This is a genomic window from Metallosphaera sp. D4-4 (genome assembly GCF_046245145.1).
Taxonomy (GTDB): domain Archaea; phylum Thermoproteota; class Thermoprotei_A; order Sulfolobales; family Sulfolobaceae; genus Metallosphaera; species Metallosphaera sedula.
Window position 1 is genome coordinate 166,130 of the sequence record NZ_CP176412.1, and the last position, 19,520, is coordinate 185,649.

A 19,520-nucleotide genomic window follows, 5' to 3' on the forward strand; every position below is an offset into this window, starting at 1 on the left:
TAAATATAATGTATTACTTATGCCCTAAGAAGTTGCCTAGCAGCAACGGTTAGCGGATCCCATACTTGGGAAATAGCTGGCAGGTAACCCATTTCCGCAAAGAACATTTCCTCCACGGTCAACTGCTTCATGAGGGCAACAGAAATGGCATCCAATCTGCCTAATACTTCCTCCCCTCCCACAATTTGTCCACCCAAAATTCTCTTGCTATCCTCATCTGCCACGAGCCTCACGTAAATATCCTTAGCACCTGGATAATACCTGGCCCTAGTTTTTGATTTTATGGTTGCAGAGATCGGCCTGAACCCTACTTCCTTGGCTTCAATCTCGTTTAATCCTACCTTTCCTATGAACATGTCCTGGAATTTAGTAATCATGTTTCCAACTGTACCTGGGAACTCCGTGACCTTGCCCCCTATGTTACTACCAGCCACAAACCCCATCTTGTTCGCGACAGGGGCAAAGGGCATCCAGACTTCCCTTCTTGATACCATGTGAGTGGTCTCTGCCACATCGCCAGCTGCATACACGCCTTTCACGGAAGTCTCCATGCGTGAGTTGGTCTTTATTGCGCCCGTTATGCCTAGCTGAAGCTTTTCCTTAAATATGGCCACATTGGGTGTGACCCCTAGGGCAAGGACTACACCGTCAACTTGGTACTTCCCCCTGTCCGTTTTAACGTAATCCTCTCCAATTTCCTCAGTGCTCTCGTTAAGATGTAACTCAACCTTGCCCTGAACAAGTTTAGTGATCACGTCTCCGAGGTCTTGGTCCAGCATTCTGTTGAGGATGTAAGGCCCCCTGTGAATTAGGACAACCTTCTTCCCCACGGCGCTCAACGCCTCAGCCATTTCCACCCCAAGGATCCCTCCACCTATCACGGCTATCTTGTTCATGGACCACAACCGCTCTCTGATCTCAACCGCGTGAGCTGGATGATGAACGTAATAAACCCTCTTTCCCTTAACGTTGGGTAGCGTCTTGGGCAGAGCTCCAAGAGACACAACCAGCCAATCATATTCAAGCACTTTTCCATTATCTGTTTTTACTACCCTGGAGTTAAGATCAACTTCCTTGGCCACGGTGTTTGTTAACACCTCTATCTTCCTCTCCCTCTCAAAATACGAGGGAGTATAGGTCATGAAGAGGTTCTCGTCATCGAATAAACCTTCGACAAAGTACGGTATCCCACAGGGTGCGTGACTCACCATTTTCGTGGACTCAATAACCGTAATTCTTAGGTCAGGCCTAAGTCTCCTCGCCCTGGATGCGGCGCTCATCCCGGCCGCTCCTCCTCCTAGTACCACTAGACTCTCAGGCATATTCTCTCTGATTACGCCAAGACTTTTATGCATACATGACTAAAGATAAGCCATGAAATCCACAACTAGGATTGGGGAGATTTTAAGTAATTTAGAGAAGACAAGTTTCACTGGTCTCAGCGTGGCTGAGCAGGGCATAGTGAGCTTTACGAGAGCTCAATTGAAAAAGATAATAGAGTTGGCAGAGAAGTTTGAAAAAGGGATCGAGGTTAAGAACTGGGATGAGGCCATAGTTAGCTTCCTGAGTTCTGTTCAGAGAGTAAACCTACTTTACGCTTACCTTATGCAACCCTCAGTCTTGAGCTCATTGCTCTCAGGTAAGATTTGGGACATGGTTGAGAGTGTCCTTGAGGGAATGTCAGAACTGATGGGCGAGTTCATCGTTACCCTAAGGAAGAACCTTAAGGAAATGAACATGGACAATATCTCCGTCTCAATGAACTCGTCTCCTCCATCGTTCAACATTTCCCTTGTGATGAAAAATGCATAATGTTTTCCTAGACTGGGATAAACTTTTTCGAGAAGCTGAAAGGATAGAGGTTCCGGATCTAAAGTGCGATAACGTGATTTACACAGGGATGGGGGCAAGTTACATCCCGGGTGAAATGGCTAAGATCCTTGAACCTCCATTGGACTACCTCGTGTATAATGGAGATCCCTTAAGATTCAAGGCTAGGGGAAAGTTCTCTTTGCTAGCCTTTAGCAGATCCGGAGACAATGTGGAAACCTTGATCGTAACCAGAAAGGCCTTTGAGCTTGGAGCAGACGTCATATGTGTTTCAGCTGGAGGAAAGTTGGCAAACCTGTGCAGAGAGAAGGGCGGAAGGCACGTCAACTTGTCCATGCAGGCCAGGATGAGCAACGGTCAGGATTACCCCACGAGAGTTTGGTTCCCCCTCTTGTTCACGGCTCTCGTTAAGATTCTGAACACGAGGAGTAGCGGGCAGTACAAGATTTCAGAGCTGGCAGAGGGAGTCGAGGAAGGTAAGGAGAGGGCACTCAACCTTGCTAAAAGGCTAGTGGCCAAGATTAGGGGGAGGATTCCGGTATTTTACGGCTCTCTCTACTTTCCCGTAGCAATAAGGTTTAAGCAGGATCTGAATGAGACTGCCAAATATCCAGCCTTCTACGGGCCCATTCCTGAATCTAATCACAATGACCTGGAGGCATACGTCAGGGCACAGAACCTTCAGCCCTTTGTGATTGGGGATCAGGACATTGATTATGTAACGCTTTCCGTGATTAAGGCTGAACAGATAATTCCCACTGGGAGTACACCACTGAAGAACGTGGCCTACTTGGTTCTTCTCTCAGGTCTCACGTCCCTCCTTCTTGCAGAGGAAGACGGATTAACGGAGGAAGAGGCCTTCAGCGACAGCAACCTTAAAATTGCAAGGAAACTGGCAAACTTAATCCTGAAGTGATGGGAGTTGCAAGTATTTAATACACTAGGAAAGAGGCTCCAAAGCTTTGAGCCACACGAGCCCAATACTGTGAAAATGTACGTGTGCGGTCCCACAGTTTACGATGAGGTTCATATTGGACATGGTAGGACCTTTGTGGCCTTCGATGCCATGAGCAGGTATCTAAGGGTAAAGGGTTACAACGTAATAAGGGTTCAGAACATCACGGACATAGACGACAAAATAATCAATAAGGCAAGGGAACTGGGGAAGAGTTGGAACGAAGTTTCAGAATACTACTCGAAGAGCTACCTGGAACACATCGGTGCCCTCAAGGTAAAGATAGACATGCATCCTAAGGTCACTACCCACATCAATGAGATCATTGACTTCGTTCAAAGGTTGATTGACAATGGGCATGCCTACGTTGCCAACGGGAGCGTCTATTTTGATGTGGATACTTATCCGGGTTATGGAGAGTTATCCAATGTGAAGAAGGAGGAGTGGGATCAGGGGGAGGAGATAGTTAAGGAGAAAAGACACCCATACGACTTCGCACTCTGGAAGGCATATAAGCCTGGAGAGCCCTACTGGGAGTCTCCTTGGGGTAAGGGTAGACCTGGATGGCATATAGAGTGCTCCACCATGTCCACGAGGTATCTGGGGACAAAGATCGATATTCACGGTGGAGGAATGGACCTAGTGTTTCCCCATCACGAGAACGAGAGAGCTCAAACCGAATCGCTCACTGGATCAACTTGGGTAAAGTATTGGATGCATGTGGCCTTTCTCACAATAAGGAAGGAAAAGATGTCCAAATCTAAGGGCAACATTGTCCCGCTTAAGGAGGCACTGAGCAAGTATGGACCATCTACGCTGAGGTACTGGTTTCTATCCTCCCAGTACAGGAACCCCATAGAGTATAGCGAAGAGATCCTGGAACAAAGCTCTAGGTCCCTCCAGAGGCTTAAGGACGCCATATCCGTACTGAGGAAAATAATTCAAAAGGGACCAGCCCACTACGCGAAGGAAGAGGACGTAAAAGTCCAGGAGGAAGTAATAAGGGCGATCTCAAGGTTCGACGAACACATGGAGAACGATTTTGATACGTCTAACGCATTGACATCAATTCACGAAATAGCCTCAATAGTTTTCTCAAAGCTCCAATACAGCGAAGACGTGTTTGGGGCTTTAATAGCGCTGGACGGATTCAGGAAGTTCAATGAGGTCTTCGCAGTTATGGATGAGGAATTTTCAGCGGAGCTAGATAGGTTAACCAAGGTGATTGACGCAGTGATCGAAGTTAGGAATTACTTGAGAAAGAAACAAATGTATGATCTATCTGACCAGATAAGGGATATACTCTCCAAGAGCGGGGTAAAAATACTGGACTCCAAGGAAGGCTCTACTTGGAGATTTCAGTGATCAGATAGGGCATCTTTTCCCCTTTCCAAAACCTCTCCAGCATCTCTAGCGTGGTGGAGCTTACGTCAAGTTTTCTTATCTCCTCAAGGGAGAAGAACCTAGCGTCGCCTGCGTCGGACGAGGCCTTCAGTTTTCCTCCCACAACTTCAGAGATGAAGTCCAGGATCACATAATGATAGCCCTCCCTAAACACCTCAACGACGGCCATCAAGACCCTTGGTTCCACCTGCAATCCCGTTTCCTCGATAGTTTCCCTAATTACAGCCTCCCTTATGGATTCTCCATATTCTACCTTACCTCCAGGAACGGCCCACCTATCCTGGTTAGGGGGATGTAATCTCCTCACCAATAGTACCTTATCCAGGTTGAAAATTACTGATCCTACCGCAACTAAAGGTCTCTGCATGCTTTTAAGTGGGGATAAAAGTTATTAAAGCAACGCAGTGTTCTATACTGATGTCGCAATTGAGGCTCGTAATGGCGCTGTTAGTAGCTTTAACTTTCACCTTAACTCTAGCTCCACTGGTTAACGCTCTCCAGTTCTATCCCAATGGGAATCAGCCCGTTCCGTATCAAGTACCAACAAAGCTTACGTACTCGCTCAAGGTCTATAACAGTACTAAGGTTGACAATTCCACGACTGTCTCTCTAGTTGAGAGCGCTGTGATTAATTACCAAGTGACTTCGCTTAATGGTACATGGGTTAAGGTTAACGTAAATTCCAACTATACTCCTGCGAAGAACGTCACGTTAATACAGCCAGGAAGTTACGTTGTAAACTATGCCTTAGATCCGCTCAACCTTAGTTATCCTTATATTTACCCAGGATTCCTGTCTAACTCTACCTCTTATGCCATCGAGTCAAACGTTTCCACAGTGATTTTATCCTTTGTTAACTCGACCAGTAACAACGTAACAGGACAAACAGTTTATAGGTACTCTGAACTGTCCCCTGTTACCTCTTCACTATTAGTATTACCCTCCGGTTTGGTTCAAACTATTAACAGGACCGTGTCCGGTCTCGACTTTGTTATGAATCTCACAGGCTATCAACTATCCAACGCTCTACAACCAACCAATTTCACCAGTAGGCCAGGATACGTTTACGTTAACATGACATATTCGAATTTCTCAGCAACCTACCAACCCTCCGGGTACGTGGAATACGTTTATCCCGCTCTTCTTCCTGGAAACCTCCTTTTGATGGTCCAGTATAACATCAATGAATTGAACGCCTTCCCTCTTGGCGGTTATACGTCGGTGAATGGCCAACTGGTGAACTTCATTATTCAGGTGGGAACACCTACCACCCTGGTCACTAACTTCATCAATAACGCGAACGGCACACTGACATGGAACTCGCTCAAACTGTCTTACGTGGGTAACGTAACCAAGTCGGTTCAGGGTACCACGTTCAACTTGGAGGAGTACACATCTAAGGTAACTAAGGGAAACATTACCTTTGCTACTGCTACGATCTACGCGTTGAAGAACATGGTAGTTGAGGTAAACTACAATCAAACATTCCCATCTTTCTCCAGTTATAAGCTAGAGTTCATCAATGGCTCCTACATAAATCCCAGTCTTCACTTCCCCTACCTAACAGGATATCAGAACACAACTCTGCCCTATAAACCGGTTAACCCCTCTGAGTCCTTCACCATAGCCGTTGTGGTTACCCTAATTGTTATTGCAATTCTTGTAATTCTACATAGGAGATAGAGCTCGGGCATAAGTAATTAAAGTATAGCAGGGGAAAACTTTTTTAATAATCCTTCATGACTAATTATTAATGACTTCGGTAGAAGAAGTTTTAACTTCGAATTTATATACACAACAAACTAAAAAATTATATAAAATAGGGGAGATCCTGGGGCTCCATGAGGATCAACTAACTGCTCTTTCCACCCCTGAAAGGGTAATTCAAGTAAAGATACAGATTAAGGGAAAAGACGGCACGATTAAGACCTTCACCGGTTGGAGATCTCAGCATAACAGCGCGCTGGGTCCTTACAAGGGAGGAGTTAGATTCCACCCCAACGTTACGCAAGACGAAGTTATAGCCCTATCAATGATAATGACTTGGAAGAATTCGCTTCTCCAGCTTCCCTACGGCGGAGGTAAGGCTGGGGTTAGGGTAGATCCTAAGTCCCTAAGTAAAGAGGAGTTGGAACAGTTATCTAGGAACTTCATTGATGCCATCTACAAGTATATTGGTAGCGATATAGACGTACCTGCGCCTGACGTAAACACGGACTCACAGATAATGTCATGGTTCCTCGACGAGTATACAAAGATTTCAGGTAAGATAGACCCAGCTACCTTCACGGGAAAACCCATAGATCTAGGAGGACTTGCAGTTAGGGAGTTCAGCACTGGTCTTGGGGTGGTCCATACTGCAAAGCTCGCTGCTGAGAAATTTCTGGGGGGATTAGAGGGTAGGAAGGTAATCATCCAAGGATTTGGTAATCTGGGAAGTTTCGCTGCGAAGTTCTTTGAGGAGAACGGCGCCATAGTCATAGGCGTGAGCGATTCGAAGGGTGGAGTAATAGATCCCAACGGGCTAAGTTACTCGAAGTTAGAAGAGGTGAAAAAGAGCACTGGCTCTGTAGTTAACTATCCATCGGGAAAGAAAGTTACCAATGATGAGCTACTCATAACCGAAACTGACATACTCGTTCCCGCAGCACTTGAGAACGTGATCCATAAATACAATGCCCCTAAGATAAAGGCCAAGCTTATTGTTGAGGGGGCCAATGGACCATTAACAGCCGATGCAGACGCCATCCTTAAGGAGAGAGGAATTCCAGTGGTTCCCGATATTTTGGCGAACTCTGGGGGAGTTGTGGGGAGCTATGTGGAATGGGCCAACAACAGAATGGGTGAGATAATAAATGAGGAAGACGCCAAGAAACTAATACTCAGCAGGATGGAGAAGGCGTTTAGCGAGGTGTATAACAAGTACAACTCGCTGAGTGACCAAGACCTGAGGACTGCGGCTATGGTGGTAGCGGTAGAAAGAGTAGTAAGGGCGATGAAGGTTAGAGGGTTAATATAAAGGGGAGAACGAATAGTAAAACCAGAATAATAGTTATCAATAAGGCTACAATTAACATCCATTTCTCAATTTTTTTAGAACTTCCAAAAATGATAGGGATAGGGCCGATGAATATTATCCCTCCGGCCTCCGTTTTTCTCTCCCCCTCTTTAGTCTCTTCTTCTCCCTGTCTCATAGCCCTAACTGCTGTTAAGATTACGTCTGCGAAAACTAGAATGAACCCAAGAAATATCAACAAAAGGGCTACAGATATTAGATCCATGAGTACTAGATAACCTGCGCAGTTTTAATTTTATTCACGAGGATTTCCATCTCCTTGGGGATCTCAATGGAATCTATTCTAGATATTATGTCACCTATAGACGATCTCATGGTACCATAATCGAGTCCTCTCCTCTTAAGAACGTTTATTAACCACCTGGCGTTGTCTTCCCGAGACAGGTCCCTCATTTCCTTTTCATCTGGATAAATCCCTATTCTCTTGAGTGCCTCTAACATTCCGCTCTTACTGTAAAATGACTCTACCTCCCTGGTAAGGGGAAGACAGGAGTCCTTTAACTCTATGTCTATTTTGTCACAAAGGCCTAGGAACAGCATGTCAAGTTTCAGCATGTTCCTTAACTTAAGCCAGGTCTGCAACTCCAGTTCATTCCTCACCGTGTATATAACAATTCCGTTGTACTCTGGATTCACGTTCAATTTCCTGAGCCAATTCAGGATTACGTTTGGCTCGGCCATTTCACTCGTCACTATAATAGTCTTGTTAAAGAGAAGATCACTGATATTTACGTTAAGAATAGAGAAGGCCGATTTTACATCCTCCGTGGGCTGGAAGTTGACAGCCTTAGACGCAGTCTGACCCCTTCTCAGAACTATGAAGCTATCCACATCGGAGGATACAATAAAGGGAGAATGTGTCGTCATGAAAACCTGTAGAACATCGCTTTCAGTCCACGACTTCAAGAGCTTCGCCATCTTATACTGCATGATGGGATGCATGTTCACCTCTGGTTCCTCTATCAGGAGTATCTTGTTTCCGCTCAACCATATTACGAAAAGGATAAGAATTATTCTCTGAAATCCGCTAGCAGCTAAGTCAATGTAGATTGGCAAATTATACACGTTTAGAACTAGTTTCTTCGAATCCCAGATCTCTATTCCCTTTACCTCTGGAATAGTGTTGCTCACCAGATTCGCAAAGTCATACCAATACTTTCTCAAGCTGATGGGCGATCTGTTCAGTCCAATAATTCTGTTGAGTACGTCATCAAAGTAGTTCTGATCGAAAATGGGAACATACTCAACTTGACTTGAGGCGTAGTCCAACAGCTTTTTGGCCTGGTCTATTTCATCCTTAGATGGGACTGATCCATTTATTCTGATGAGGTCCACGTCCCACTCAAGGTATCCATTGATATACCTCAACTTGTTCACTAGGTCGATGTTCATGGGCATACTCTTTCCCACAACTTTCTCAACTTCCTTCTCACTAAACTGTAACCTGCCTCCTAAAAGAATGGGTTTGCTCGTATCGTAACTGTTCCACATTAACAGGTATTCCTGATTCTTATCCTCTATTGATCTCTTCTCAATACCCGCTGACAGGTTCTTTATGTACAGGTAGATTGCCGTCAGCAGGTTAGTTTTGCCGTAACCGTTAAACCCTACAATTACATTGAAGCCTCCGACGTCCCTTAATTCAACTGACTCCAAACTCCTGAAGTTATTAGCGTAGAACTCAGCTAGCCTCAACAGTATCACTAGAGAGTATTACTCCTTAGATTGATATAACCATTGGGCCCTTAATACTCGTTAATTCCTAATGAAGAGAAAAAAGGCAGTATTATCAGCCAAATGTCTTTAAAGGGTTGTCCTGATCAGTCCCCCATCCACGGGGATGAGGGTTCCAGTGACGTATGTGGATAGGGAAGAGCTCAAGAAGACGATAACGTTAGCAACTTCCTCTGGAAGGCCTATCCTATTTAGCGGGACTTCCTTGACAATCTCAGATATAACCTGTTCCTCGGTCTTCCCCTCTCTTCTAGCCCTATCCCGGGCTAACTGATTAACTCTCTCTGTAAGAGTCCAGCCTGGCATGACCCCATTAACGAGAATTCCCTTAGGACCTAGTTCCCTGGAGGCTGACTTAATGAGACCTGCAAGGGATAGCCTAACAACGTTGGAGAGGTCCAGGTTATCGATTGGTTGTTTTAGGGTCATAGAGGTCGAAAGAATTATCCTGCCACCTGGTTTCATGTACTTGGCAGATTCCCTCGTAACGACAACTGCGCTCATTAATAGTAAATTGAATGCATCCATCCAGTCCTTATCCGTGAGCTCAAGAAGGTTACCTGGCTTTGGACTTCCAGTGACGTATACCGTTACATCCAACCCATTCATGGTATCGTGGGCCGTCTTCACAAGTTCGTTAGCCTCATTTGGTTTAGTCAAGTCTGCCTGGACCATGTAAACTTGACCCAAGTTTCTCAGTTTCTCGTAGGCAGATTTCAACGTTTCGAGGTTATGGGACGAAATGGTGACTACAGCCCCTTCCTCCAGAAACCTTTTTGCTGTGGCGAAACCTATCCCCTTGCTTGAGGCGGTTACAAGAACCCTTTTACCCCTTATTCCCAGATCCATCTAGATTCAGAAACTTATCAAGAGTTGTAGCTTTTGAACCTGTTGAAACGAGTTTGGAGAGCCTTTGAAAATCCTCCTCTAAATCTCGTTTAAGAGGAGGATTGTAAAGAGCGGCAGCAGGGTGATACGCCGGAAAAACGGTAACTGTACCATACCCCAGGTCCAGGTAAAAAGGTTTTCCGTGACAACGTGATATAGGAGTCAGAGGCAATCCTGCTAATGTCTGGAAAAATCCTGTGGAATGCCTTCCGAGAGTCACAATCACCTTTGGTTTGATGAGCCTTATCTGCGTAAGGAGGTAAGGTGAACAAGCCTCGATTTCCTCCTTCTCTGGATCCCTGTTATTTGGCGGTCTGCATTTTACTATGTTGGTAATGTAAATCTCGGAGCGATCTCTCCTCAAGTACTTTCGGATTAGGTCGGTCAATAATTGACCAGCTAAACCCACGAAAGGTCTGCCAGTTTCATCCTCTTTAGCTCCAGGCGCCTCTCCAACGAAAACTACGTCACTGGTTGGATTTCCTTCCCCCGGAACCGCATGGATCCTAGTTCTAGATAGGGAGCATTTATGGCAAGCTATGACCTGGTTGCTAATGTCCTGCAACGAACTCATTTCTTTCCTTCATTACATTCCCAATTTTTATGTCCTTAGTCATGAAGGAAATCCCAGTCATAACTACAGCCAGAAGAGTTGCAATCAGATAAATGAGGCTAAAGGCCTGGTCCGAAGGAATAATGACCGGGTAATAGACTGTAGTTCCTCCTACCGGTATGATCTCCACGATACTGCTTTGATAAGTTCCCATAATAGCTCCGGCTACAGATGGACCTATTGTTCCTCCTACCAACCTGAAGACTGTATTAATAGAAGTGGCTGTCCCCATGACCTGTCTCTCCACAGAAAAGGTAAGCAAGTTAACTAGGCTCACGTTCAGAAGCGTAGCACTTAACATTGCCAAAGTAGCGAAGGTAATCACAAGGTTAATTGACTGTGATCCCCCTGCAGACGTTAACACTGAAAGAACTAGATACACCGGAATTAGTGCAGTGGAACCAACTATCATCACTTTTCTTGGTCCGCTTCTAGATATTGCCTTTCCTGCGAGGGGTCCACCCACCAACTGGATAAGAGCTGTGGGTAGTAGGGCAAGCCCCGTTGCCTGGATATCTAGCCCAAACCCAACTGGATTGGGCTCCTCAAACAAGTAAGTTAAGGTTTGGGACCCCATAAATATTGCAAATCCTGCAACTACTGCGGCCACGTTAGCGACAAGAACATTTCTTCTCTTCAATAGCTTCACGGATATTAATGGAAATGGCGTAACACTCTGAAGATAGATGAACGTGGCAAAAGTAATCATGGAGAGAAGGAGGGTACCTATGGTAAGGGGTGATGACCAACCCCAGGTAGGAGCCTCACTGAAACCCAGGATTAAGGAGGCCAACGAAATCGAGAGTACTCCTGCTCCAACGAAGTCGATCTTGGTATTTGGGTTCTTGAACCTAGACTCCCTTATCTGTGTGGAGGTCAGTATTGCCATCAGGGCCACGAATGGTATAACAGTGTGATATGTATACTGCCATCCAAAATTTTGTGAAATGTATGCACCTATGGGAAGGGCTATTGCAGATCCTGCCCCAAACATAGCGCTAACTATACCTTGAGCAGTAGGAACTAGTTTTGGAGGGAACTCTTCCCTTATTAGGCTGAAGGCTAACGGAAACATGGCAAGACCTAGTCCCTGAATAGCTCTAGCAAATATCAGGAAGCCGAAACTCGGTGCAAATCCTGTCAAGGTAACACCCACAGCATAAATCCAGATGATCATGGTAAGGACTCTTTTCTTCCCAAACATATCTCCCAGTTTCCCTGCTATGGGATTCATGACCGATCCTGTAAGGAGATACACTGTTAGAACCCAGCTAACTTGGGCAGCGTTGACGCCAAAGTCATCTTCAATTTTCACAAGAGAGGGAATCAACATTCCCTCTGTATACATCACAACTATGGCTAAGGGAGCCAGAATGCTCAAAGCCCTATATGCATATTTTAGATCATAATCCTTATCTTCACTAGACTTGTCCTTGGGAACTTCCATGGCGACTAGATATATCTAAAAGAGGTTTTAAGCTTGAGTGAGTTTCAGTTTATCGACCCTCACGTCACTAATCTGATTATGTCGGCGTCATCATTGTACCCCGCCCGGCTGAGGACTCTCATCAACCGGTTTCACCGACTCAAGCCCTGATAAAGGGCGGGGCCTTCTTGCTCTTTTAATGATCCTGTATATATAAGCTATTAGGACCATTTGTCCAAAATCAACCTGAATCGCTGAGGCTCCATTATACTTTATCAAGAAGAGAAAGGGCAACACGGTTATCTGTGGGTGCCACACCAGCCAAAGCACATAATAGTTGAAATAATTGAGGAAGACGAACGATAGAGCGGAGGAATCTATTATCAAGTTTTTGAAAAGGCCCCTAGACCCCCAGAAAAGAATGCTCGACACTATGAAAATAAGAAGGTTAATGAATGCAATGAAGGAAATTCCTACCGGTACCCCTAGGTTATAATATGCCCCATCGGACGCGTAAACTTTAGGTTCATCGAGTGGTGCCACTCCCCCAAAGGGGAAGGTAATCAGAATAAGGGCAATAGCTCCGCCTATTGAATACAAGATATATGTCTTAGTGTTAATTTCTTTTCCAGGTCCTGACGTCATGACACATCCTAATGTGGATATAATTGGAACATGAGTTATTTATCCTCTATCCACATTATACGAGAGATGTCGATCCCGAAGAAATTTTATCAATTGCAGGACCTCATCCTGCTAAGGACGTCCCTGGAGAAGGTAAAATTGCACGTAGATGAGAGGAAGGATAAAACCGTTTATCAATGGGTTAACAAGGAGCTTACGGAGTTTCACAGGAAACATGACAAGATAGGTTGCAAGGAGCAAGGTGATGAGATCATTAGGGGTATAAGGGAGGAAAGATGGGAACTAATCAAGATAAATGTAGATTCGTGTTTGAAATTCCTTAAAGAGGAGATAGAAAAAATATATAGGGAAATGGCAGATTCCAATGTTAATGTATGAGCAAGTATAGCCCCTTGTAATTTTCGACCATGATGTATATTGCTACGGCGATAATAATCAAGGCGAAAGCCTTCCTCAGGGTTCCTCTCGGCAATCTAGAGGCAACCGATGCTCCCCCATACCCTCCTAGAATTCCCCCTACTAGATAGAGCACGCTAATTACAGGTAGAACGTATCCGTACATTGAATAGACTGTCGCTGAAGTGATTCCGAAGGTCCCAACAGCAATGAGGGAGGTCCCAACAGCCTTAATCATGCAAAGACCAGTACTGAATAGTAAACCAGGAACAATGAGGAAACCTCCTCCTATACCGAAAAATCCTGAGGCGAATCCCACAAGAAGGCCCGTGGGTATAACCTTTACCAGCGAAAGTCTAGCTAACCCGCCCTCCGAGGCTGTCTTTACCCTATCTGCGGACCTCTGCCTCAACATTAACAGAGCCACACCAATCATTAGGATCCCGAAGAAAAACAGCAAGGATTTTCCAGGCGTTATATGACTTACGTAACTTCCCAGAGTGGCTCCCGCAACGCCCGGAATAGTGAACGTTATACCCTCAAGAAGCTTTACGTTTCCTCTCCTGAAATGCATGTAACTATTTATGTATGCGTTCAGACCTACAGCCAGGGCTGTAGTGCCTAGTGCAATGTGGTCCACGAAGTTTGTGTACTGTGCTGCGAGCGTAGGAGAAGTGGAGTATTGGGGAGGAATACTAGCCAGACCAACGAAATATAGAAGAAGCGGAACAGCTAGAATGGATCCACCTCCTCCTATTAGTCCTAAGCTGAATCCTACCAAAACTCCTGCTATGACTGCAAGGAAGTATTGTAAAGGAGAAAGTAGTACTTCAATCATAAACCTTATTCTAGTTAAAACTTTAAAAAGTTTCCTTTGATCAAAATGTAGACCACAATAATAATTGCAGTTATTGCCGCCACGCCGTAAAGGTACTTATCAAGAACCGAAATGATACTCTGCCATGTACTAGAGAAGTATATCCCAATATAGACTAGTATCGTATCCCATATCAAGTGACCTGCGAATGTGGCAAATATGAATAGAGGTAGTCTCATCTTGCTTAGTCCAGCAGGGAAGGAGATAAGTGCCCTAAAGGCTGGAATAAACCTGAAAAAGAACACAGACTGCGTACCGTACTTAGCAAACCATCTTGATAGTGCATCCAATTTTTCAGGAGTGAGTTTGAATAACTTGCCGTATCTATGGAGGAAGGGAACTCCTAGTTTAAGGGCGATATAATAATCAATTAACGATCCAACCAAGCTACCTACCGTGCCTACTATGATACCTAGATATGGGTCAAGTAATCCCTTTGTGGAATAGTAACCCACTAAGGGCATCACTATTTCGCTTGGGATTGGAAGTGACATTCCCTCCAAGATCATTAGGGCGAATATGTAAATGTAAGACGGTTGTACGCTTATCACGGAATTCCATTCCCATGAGGGCATTTATTAGGTTTTCCGAGATATTCATAGAGCTTCTCGATTATCTCGTCTGGAACTTTTAGTTCAAACTGTTTCGAGTAACTGCAGGCGGTCTCTGGATCAATCCCAACCCTGACTAGAAGAGACTCAATAACCCTGTGGGCCCTCAAGGCCTTAGTTAGGCTTCTCCTCCCCTCCTCAGTGATATAGATGTTGCTGTTCTCCTTCGAGATAAGACCTTTTTTCTCTAGATGTTTCAGTTCCTCAAAGGCACTTGCAGGGGAAACTTCGATTTGCTTTGCTATTATGGATAATTTACCAGGCTGGCCCTTATCATTCATTTCCCTTATTGCCGAAAGGTAAACAATCTCCCTTTCGCTTATGTCCATCACTCTTATAGTAGTAAAGTAAAGTAAAAAGTCTTTACACATGAATCCAGTAGTAGTTTCGCTTCTCTACATCGGTATCATGCTAGTTGCAGCAAAGCTGATGGAAGCTGGGTTCTCTAGACTAGGATTAACTCCGTTTGTTGGTGCCATAGTGGCCGGGATAATCTTGGGAAGAGGAGTTCTAGGGATAATTGAACTGAACAGTATCATATCATTTGTTACGTCTCTGGGAATAGTGTTCCTTCTCTTCCTCGCTGGTGCGGAGGAGTTCGGAGGGGAAATACAGTTTGATTACAAGGTCTTCATCTCCTCCATAGTTCTCCTAGTAATTCCCTTCATCGTGATCGCAGGTTACCTATTCATGGTTCACGTTACGTCGTCACTGGTAATCCTCTTTCCCCTCATAATGACGAGCGTAGGTCCCCTAACCAGACTCCTAATGGACACTGGACTTGTAAAAACGGATGTTGGGCGTAAACTATTTTACCAAGGTACACTTGTTGAGATAATCTCAGTCATTCTCTTCGCAATAGTATCTAAGTCCAGCGAACCAGCCCAAATCGTCAGGCAGACCTTAGAAATAGTAATACTATTTCTGATAATTATCTTCATAGGCCCCAGGATAGCAAAGGCTTTGGAGGGAATAGAGGGATTCATAAAGGTAAGGGAAGTGGAGCTAGCTTTCCTCCTTTCCGTTATAATGGTCACAGGATACGTGGCCGAGATATTTGGGTTCAACTCAGCCATAGCTGCCCTCTTTCTGGGTTTTCTGCTGAGGAATTACCTTGAGGATAGGCCTGATTTAAGGGAGAAAATGCATGGTTTAACCTATGGTTTCTTTGAACCTTTGTTCTTCGTGAGCATAGGGCTCTACTTTGCACCCTTAAACGTCTACATCGCCTCCATAGGTCTCACTCTAGCCTTGTTGGTGTTTTTCTCAAAGTTCGTCTCAGGTTATATCTCTTCCTACCTCGTAAAGCAAGAGGGGGTAATTAATGGACTGGGCGTTACGACGAAGGGAGGCGTTGACTCATCTCTTCTGATCTCAGCTCTAGTCTCCGGGTATCTAGGCCAGACTCAGTACTCCTACTCCGCATTGGCAATAACCCTCATTGCTCTCGTCGTGCCACTCCTATTCAAGGCAAAGGTTAAGGGAGTTGGAAGGGAGATAGAGAACAGGCCAGGGTTCAACCAGAAACTTGGGCATATACCTGGTATAACTCCCCTCTACGTAAATGCGGAAACCACATTGAGAGAGACAATTGACAGAATGACGGAGAGAGGAGCTAGAGCCATAATAGTCGTGGATGATGAGATGAGGCCTATGGGACACATCACTGTACAGCAGTTATTGGAGATAGATCCATCTATGTACTCTGTGCTGAGGGCGGGAGATCTGGAGCTGAACGAAACAGTGATAATGGATGAGTCGCAAAAAGTTATTGATGCACTAAGGAAATTTAGATCCACAGAGTCCGCGGTGATAGCTGTAGTTAACAGGGAAGGCAAACTCGTTCAGACAATCTACGAGAGGGAACTTCTAAGAATTCTTAACTCCATTTGAACATTTCACGCTTCTCCTCAGCCGGGAATAATCCTTTCATCCCTCAACCTACATCGATTTCATCATTTAGAGTCCGAACTCCTTCAACGTTGCGTATATTACCCCCTCACGATTTATGTCTTCCTGGAGTGGTTCCCTAACTCTTCCCACGTATATACCCCTATATCTAAGGGCAATCTTAACTCCTGCAGGGTAATCTTCTCCAGATACCGCAGATGCCAACTTTATGACCTTATACTGGTCCTCCATGGCCTTCAAGATATCGCCCTTTTCGAAGGAATCAAAAATGTTCTTCACAAATTCTGGAGCGAAGTTAGCTACTGCGGTTACTACCCCGTCACCACCATACATCAGAGATGGGAGGATGAGGTGCTCAGTGCCCATGAATATCTCAAATTCTCTATGATCCTGCTTTAATCTTGTATACTCGTTAAATGAGACTAAGTCGTTGGTAGTGTATTTCATTCCCTGTATAATGCCCTCCTCTGCCATTTTCCTAGTGAGGTTGAGCTCTATGTTATATCCAACGTAACTGGGTATGTTATAAACGTAGACTGGAATACCTATCTTGGAAATGGATTCAAAGAACTTGAAGAGTCCAAGTTCTGATGGCCTGTGATAGATGGGTGGAAGCGAGAATATCTTTGAGGCACCCATATCGACGATCTCCTTAGCCAGCTTCACTGCGTTGTCAGTGGACTCCTCGTTTATTCCAATGATAGCCTTGTTCCCTAGGGTCTCTATTGACGCCTTAGCCACAGCTAGCTTCTCGGAATAAGTGAGCATCTTACATTCTCCAGTGGTACCCATCACCCAGAAACCCGTTGCACCTCTGCTCAGGTCAAAATTGTAAAGGGTCCTTAACCCCTCTAGGTCCAGGTTCCCTTTCTCATCGAAGGGTGTAACGTTAGCAACAATAATCTGTTTCATGTAAATACCTAGAATGTGGTGCATAATAAGTTCAAGCTGGTACAGCACTCCAGGATCAACTCTTTGCCGGTAAGATATCTCTATTCTAAATCTCGTTAAGACTGAGTTAATACAGAATTTGTCGTCTCTAGTCTATTAGAGATTGAAGAATCTTTGTGGGCTTACTTTTGGCACTTAAAATTGGCTCGCATACCTTTCTCTAATCACACAGAGAAAATTTATTCAATAACCACTTCTACATATTCTGTGTGACAATGGTTCCAAACTGGGATCCAAAGTTCTCCAGGAGGCACATTGTTTAGCTGTAATGTTACAGTTATTGAGACGTTATTTTGTGTAAAATCCTCTTGGAATTCCACAACCCTGTAAAACTTGTTGTCGCCAACCATATGGACAAAGCCGTTACCAGCAAGCGTGACCGTGAATGTGACTGTCCCGTTAGGCGAAGAAGTCATGTTGATTGGATAAACGTGGATAGTGTTGGGACATACAAAAAACGAATAATTATCCACAGTGTATGTCACCGTGTTCTCAATAGATGAAGTAAAGTTGAGGTTCATATATGAACTATTTCCAGAAGACGCCATGGGGGGCGAGAAGATCACCTGATGCTGGCTTCCCCCAAAGTATATCCCTGTCTCCATGTCATCTCTGAAACTCCTATCGTGAAAGGGATAAAATGGTAGGCTGGCTATCATTATGGAAAGATAAGCCAGAGCCACTGCCATTATGATGCCAGCCAGCATCAGAAGTCCTGTTCTCACAAATCATTGATTCCTTGCTAGGATTATATACTTAATCCAAATCTAGCCCTCTTTATGAGGTAAGGCATTTATTCCCTTGAGAGTAACGGTTCATTTATGAGGCTCCTGATCAATGGAGGCTTACCACACGACTCAGGGAAGACTAGGTTTGGGCTTACTCTCATCTCCCTCCTCAGGGAGGTTGGAATAAACCTTTTTCCCATGAAACCTGTGGCAGGACATAACGGCTGGTATAGCTACTCAACGTTGACGCGGAGCATGGAACTTGGTGTACTCGTGGGCAATGACGCCCTAAATTACTACGAAAATACGGGGGAGAGTATCGAGGAAATTAATCCGTTCGCAGTTTTGTTTTTCCCTGTGGATCCTGAAAGCATCGAGCGGAACTTCCCCTATTACCTCTCTTTAATGGACAGGGGTTATCCCGTCATGATGAGAATGACCGTTGAACAAAAGAGAATGTACCTTCGAGCCCCCTCTCGCTTGATTTCATCCTCCATGAGGGATGTACTCGAGAGGCTGATTTCAAGGTTTGATCCAGTTCCAGTGGAGGAACGCGAGATGTGGAGACTCATAGAAAATTCGGGGGAGATCGTGCATAACAACGTTATCAGTGCATTGAATCGTCACAAGAATGTTCTTATCGAGTCATACAATAATGCCTCCTGTCCTACATATTATCCACCAGGGGTAGACTACGTTATCACCATTGTCCCTGGAAGAGCCTATGTCTTCGACGGACGGGAGTACTCTAAGTTCCTCAGTCTATCCTCTCTTCCGCCTTGGTTGATTAAGACAGAGGAGGCATTCAAATTCCTCAAACCAGAGACCTATACCCTGGAATTAGCGACATCTAGAAGTCCTGCACTCATAGATTTCTTGATAAAAAAGGAAATTATTTAGTCTTGGCGATCTTACCTAGTTCCTTTATAATACCAAAGAGAAGCCCTAAACCGTTTTGCACTTCTGGATCCTTCATCATTCTGTAAATGTCTATAACAGATTTGACGGGCTTGTGCTCCTGTTTCAGCGCATTGCCCACGGCGTTTACCAGATCTAAGGTACTATTCCAGTTCTCGATTAGCTGGAGGGTTTTATCATTAACGAGAGATCCTAAAACTTTACCTAGCGTCTCAGGATCATTGAGCATGCCGATTATCGGATCCATTAATCCTGAGTTCCTGAGAGAGGATAGTAACTTGAATACATACTGAAGATCATCAGCTACGTCCTTGTCCATGAAGACTTTCATTAGTGAACCTAGGTTATTGAGTTGGGTCACCATTGAGAGGGTGTTATCATTGATTATCGATCCCATAATTTTTCCAATTAGTTCCTCGTCCTGCAGAGCACCGTTTACTAGGTCGAGTATTCCCATTCTGTCTAGGGTTCCCAGCAGGTCAAGAACTCTGTTTATGGTCATTAGGTTATCTGGGCTCATTAGTTTGTCAATAGTCTGAACCTCGAGTGTCTCCACT

The 19,520-nt window shown here is 44.7% G+C and carries 22 protein-coding genes; 8 read left to right on the forward strand and 14 right to left on the reverse strand.

Annotated elements, in window-relative coordinates:
• Window positions 1-17 precede the first annotated feature (17 nt).
• A complete protein-coding gene (locus tag ACI49J_RS00990) occupies window positions 18-1,322 on the reverse strand; it encodes an FAD-dependent oxidoreductase (protein ID WP_409366432.1) in 1,305 nt (434 codons plus the stop codon).
• 52 nt (window positions 1,323-1,374) lie between these two features.
• Between ACI49J_RS00990 and ACI49J_RS00995 the strand changes: the two genes are divergently transcribed.
• The 3 genes from ACI49J_RS00995 to cysS are packed head-to-tail and all read left to right on the forward strand — an operon-like array spanning window position 1,375 to window position 4,150.
• Window positions 1,375-1,812, forward strand: a complete 438-nt coding sequence (locus tag ACI49J_RS00995; RefSeq protein ID WP_240253697.1) for a hypothetical protein — start codon at window positions 1,375-1,377, stop codon at window positions 1,810-1,812.
• A complete protein-coding gene (locus ACI49J_RS01000; protein ID WP_240253699.1) occupies window positions 1,805-2,746 on the forward strand; it encodes a bifunctional phosphoglucose/phosphomannose isomerase in 942 nt (313 codons plus the stop codon). Before ACI49J_RS00995 ends, ACI49J_RS01000 begins: the two co-directional genes overlap by 8 nt.
• A gap of 6 nt (window positions 2,747-2,752) precedes the next feature.
• Window positions 2,753-4,150 carry a cysteine--tRNA ligase gene (gene cysS / locus ACI49J_RS01005; protein ID WP_240253701.1) on the forward strand — a complete coding sequence of 466 codons (1,398 nt, stop codon included), beginning with the start codon at window positions 2,753-2,755 and terminating at the stop codon, window positions 4,148-4,150.
• Here the strand turns inward: cysS and ACI49J_RS01010 are convergent.
• Window positions 4,131-4,556 (reverse strand): NUDIX hydrolase, encoded by a 426-nt coding sequence (locus ACI49J_RS01010; RefSeq protein WP_240253703.1) that lies wholly within the window; start codon window positions 4,554-4,556, stop codon window positions 4,131-4,133. The two genes, cysS and ACI49J_RS01010, sit on opposite strands and share 20 nt — an antisense overlap.
• A 50-nt stretch (window positions 4,557-4,606) precedes the next feature.
• Here ACI49J_RS01010 and ACI49J_RS01015 point away from each other — a divergent pair, with 50 nt between their 5' ends.
• Both ACI49J_RS01015 and ACI49J_RS01020 read left to right on the forward strand, forming a co-directional pair.
• A complete protein-coding gene (locus ACI49J_RS01015; RefSeq protein ID WP_240253704.1) occupies window positions 4,607-5,872 on the forward strand; it encodes a hypothetical protein in 1,266 nt (421 codons plus the stop codon).
• Window positions 5,873-5,942: 70 nt separating this feature from the next.
• Complete coding sequence (locus ACI49J_RS01020) at window positions 5,943-7,208, forward strand: Glu/Leu/Phe/Val dehydrogenase (protein ID WP_240253706.1); 1,266 nt, start codon at window positions 5,943-5,945, stop codon at window positions 7,206-7,208.
• On the opposite strand, the gene ACI49J_RS01025 is transcribed toward ACI49J_RS01020, so the two are convergent.
• From ACI49J_RS01025 to ACI49J_RS01050, 6 genes are all read right to left on the reverse strand, one after another.
• Complete coding sequence (locus ACI49J_RS01025; RefSeq protein WP_240253708.1) at window positions 7,192-7,470, reverse strand: TIGR00304 family membrane protein; 279 nt, start codon at window positions 7,468-7,470, stop codon at window positions 7,192-7,194. The genes ACI49J_RS01020 and ACI49J_RS01025 overlap by 17 nt on opposite strands.
• A gap of 5 nt (window positions 7,471-7,475) precedes the next feature.
• Window positions 7,476-8,960 carry an ATP-dependent endonuclease gene (locus ACI49J_RS01030; RefSeq protein ID WP_240253881.1) on the reverse strand — a complete coding sequence of 495 codons (1,485 nt, stop codon included), beginning with the start codon at window positions 8,958-8,960 and terminating at the stop codon, window positions 7,476-7,478.
• Between the two features lie 108 nt (window positions 8,961-9,068).
• Window positions 9,069-9,848: an SDR family oxidoreductase gene (locus tag ACI49J_RS01035; RefSeq protein ID WP_240253710.1), complete on the reverse strand. Its 780-nt coding sequence runs from the start codon at window positions 9,846-9,848 to the stop codon at window positions 9,069-9,071.
• Window positions 9,826-10,461, reverse strand: coding sequence for a type-4 uracil-DNA glycosylase (gene udg / locus ACI49J_RS01040; protein WP_240253712.1), 636 nt, complete (start codon window positions 10,459-10,461; stop codon window positions 9,826-9,828). Before udg ends, ACI49J_RS01035 begins: the two co-directional genes overlap by 23 nt.
• Window positions 10,439-11,947: an MFS transporter gene (locus ACI49J_RS01045; RefSeq protein WP_240253714.1), complete on the reverse strand. Its 1,509-nt coding sequence runs from the start codon at window positions 11,945-11,947 to the stop codon at window positions 10,439-10,441. The genes udg and ACI49J_RS01045 overlap by 23 nt, the downstream gene beginning before the upstream one ends.
• A gap of 90 nt (window positions 11,948-12,037) precedes the next feature.
• Window positions 12,038-12,571 (reverse strand): hypothetical protein, encoded by a 534-nt coding sequence (locus ACI49J_RS01050; protein ID WP_240253716.1) that lies wholly within the window; start codon window positions 12,569-12,571, stop codon window positions 12,038-12,040.
• 66 nt (window positions 12,572-12,637) lie between these two features.
• Here ACI49J_RS01050 and ACI49J_RS01055 point away from each other — a divergent pair, with 66 nt between their 5' ends.
• The gene (locus ACI49J_RS01055) at window positions 12,638-12,949 is read left to right on the forward strand and encodes a hypothetical protein (protein WP_240253718.1); all 312 of its coding nucleotides are present in this window, start codon (window positions 12,638-12,640) and stop codon (window positions 12,947-12,949) included.
• On the opposite strand, the gene ACI49J_RS01060 is transcribed toward ACI49J_RS01055, so the two are convergent.
• The 3 genes from ACI49J_RS01060 to ACI49J_RS01070 are packed head-to-tail and all read right to left on the reverse strand — an operon-like array spanning window position 12,939 to window position 14,784.
• On the reverse strand, window positions 12,939-13,805 hold the full coding sequence (locus ACI49J_RS01060; RefSeq protein ID WP_240253720.1) for a sulfite exporter TauE/SafE family protein: 867 nt from the start codon (window positions 13,803-13,805) through the stop codon (window positions 12,939-12,941). The two genes, ACI49J_RS01055 and ACI49J_RS01060, sit on opposite strands and share 11 nt — an antisense overlap.
• Window positions 13,806-13,819: 14 nt before the next feature.
• On the reverse strand, window positions 13,820-14,419 hold the full coding sequence (locus ACI49J_RS01065; RefSeq protein ID WP_240253722.1) for a DedA family protein: 600 nt from the start codon (window positions 14,417-14,419) through the stop codon (window positions 13,820-13,822).
• Window positions 14,392-14,784 carry a metal-dependent transcriptional regulator gene (locus ACI49J_RS01070; RefSeq protein ID WP_240253723.1) on the reverse strand — a complete coding sequence of 131 codons (393 nt, stop codon included), beginning with the start codon at window positions 14,782-14,784 and terminating at the stop codon, window positions 14,392-14,394. The genes ACI49J_RS01065 and ACI49J_RS01070 overlap by 28 nt, the downstream gene beginning before the upstream one ends.
• A gap of 40 nt (window positions 14,785-14,824) precedes the next feature.
• Between ACI49J_RS01070 and ACI49J_RS01075 the strand changes: the two genes are divergently transcribed.
• Window positions 14,825-16,348 carry a cation:proton antiporter gene (locus ACI49J_RS01075; RefSeq protein ID WP_240253724.1) on the forward strand — a complete coding sequence of 508 codons (1,524 nt, stop codon included), beginning with the start codon at window positions 14,825-14,827 and terminating at the stop codon, window positions 16,346-16,348.
• A gap of 66 nt (window positions 16,349-16,414) precedes the next feature.
• Here the strand turns inward: ACI49J_RS01075 and ACI49J_RS01080 are convergent, their stop codons facing one another.
• Both ACI49J_RS01080 and ACI49J_RS01085 read right to left on the reverse strand, forming a co-directional pair.
• Window positions 16,415-17,278, reverse strand: a complete 864-nt coding sequence (locus ACI49J_RS01080) for a dihydrodipicolinate synthase family protein (RefSeq protein ID WP_240253725.1) — start codon at window positions 17,276-17,278, stop codon at window positions 16,415-16,417.
• Window positions 17,279-17,496: 218 nt separating this feature from the next.
• Complete coding sequence (locus ACI49J_RS01085; protein ID WP_240253726.1) at window positions 17,497-18,042, reverse strand: hypothetical protein; 546 nt, start codon at window positions 18,040-18,042, stop codon at window positions 17,497-17,499.
• A gap of 96 nt (window positions 18,043-18,138) precedes the next feature.
• On the opposite strand from ACI49J_RS01085, the gene ACI49J_RS01090 reads away from it, so the two are divergent.
• A complete protein-coding gene (locus ACI49J_RS01090; protein WP_240253727.1) occupies window positions 18,139-18,945 on the forward strand; it encodes an ATPase in 807 nt (268 codons plus the stop codon).
• Here ACI49J_RS01090 and ACI49J_RS01095 read toward each other — a convergent pair.
• Window positions 18,938-19,519 (reverse strand): DUF1641 domain-containing protein, encoded by a 582-nt coding sequence (locus ACI49J_RS01095; RefSeq protein WP_144418792.1) that lies wholly within the window; start codon window positions 19,517-19,519, stop codon window positions 18,938-18,940. The genes ACI49J_RS01090 and ACI49J_RS01095 overlap by 8 nt on opposite strands.
• Window position 19,520: the final 1 nt, after the last annotated feature.

Excerpts from the sequence above, each read along its gene's own strand:
- ACI49J_RS00990 (WP_409366432.1), bottom strand. The coding sequence starts at position 1,322 with ATGCCTGAGAGTCTAGTGGTACTAGGAGGAGGAGCGGCCGGGATGAGC.
- ACI49J_RS00995 (WP_240253697.1), top strand. The coding sequence starts at position 1,375 with ATGAAATCCACAACTAGGATTGGGGAGATTTTAAGTAATTTAGAGAAG.
- ACI49J_RS01000 (WP_240253699.1), top strand. The coding sequence starts at position 1,805 with ATGCATAATGTTTTCCTAGACTGGGATAAACTTTTTCGAGAAGCTGAA.
- ACI49J_RS01010 (WP_240253703.1), bottom strand. The coding sequence starts at position 4,556 with ATGCAGAGACCTTTAGTTGCGGTAGGATCAGTAATTTTCAACCTGGAT.
- ACI49J_RS01015 (WP_240253704.1), top strand. The coding sequence starts at position 4,607 with ATGTCGCAATTGAGGCTCGTAATGGCGCTGTTAGTAGCTTTAACTTTC.
- ACI49J_RS01020 (WP_240253706.1), top strand. The coding sequence starts at position 5,943 with ATGACTTCGGTAGAAGAAGTTTTAACTTCGAATTTATATACACAACAA.
- ACI49J_RS01025 (WP_240253708.1), bottom strand. The coding sequence starts at position 7,470 with ATGGATCTAATATCTGTAGCCCTTTTGTTGATATTTCTTGGGTTCATT.
- ACI49J_RS01035 (WP_240253710.1), bottom strand. The coding sequence starts at position 9,848 with ATGGATCTGGGAATAAGGGGTAAAAGGGTTCTTGTAACCGCCTCAAGC.
- udg (WP_240253712.1), bottom strand. The coding sequence starts at position 10,461 with ATGAGTTCGTTGCAGGACATTAGCAACCAGGTCATAGCTTGCCATAAA.
- ACI49J_RS01045 (WP_240253714.1), bottom strand. The coding sequence starts at position 11,947 with ATGGAAGTTCCCAAGGACAAGTCTAGTGAAGATAAGGATTATGATCTA.
- ACI49J_RS01050 (WP_240253716.1), bottom strand. The coding sequence starts at position 12,571 with ATGACGTCAGGACCTGGAAAAGAAATTAACACTAAGACATATATCTTG.
- ACI49J_RS01055 (WP_240253718.1), top strand. The coding sequence starts at position 12,638 with ATGTCGATCCCGAAGAAATTTTATCAATTGCAGGACCTCATCCTGCTA.
- ACI49J_RS01060 (WP_240253720.1), bottom strand. The coding sequence starts at position 13,805 with ATGATTGAAGTACTACTTTCTCCTTTACAATACTTCCTTGCAGTCATA.
- ACI49J_RS01065 (WP_240253722.1), bottom strand. The coding sequence starts at position 14,419 with ATGCCCTCATGGGAATGGAATTCCGTGATAAGCGTACAACCGTCTTAC.
- ACI49J_RS01070 (WP_240253723.1), bottom strand. The coding sequence starts at position 14,784 with ATGGACATAAGCGAAAGGGAGATTGTTTACCTTTCGGCAATAAGGGAA.
- ACI49J_RS01075 (WP_240253724.1), top strand. The coding sequence starts at position 14,825 with ATGAATCCAGTAGTAGTTTCGCTTCTCTACATCGGTATCATGCTAGTT.
- ACI49J_RS01080 (WP_240253725.1), bottom strand. The coding sequence starts at position 17,278 with ATGAAACAGATTATTGTTGCTAACGTTACACCCTTCGATGAGAAAGGG.
- ACI49J_RS01090 (WP_240253727.1), top strand. The coding sequence starts at position 18,139 with ATGAGGCTCCTGATCAATGGAGGCTTACCACACGACTCAGGGAAGACT.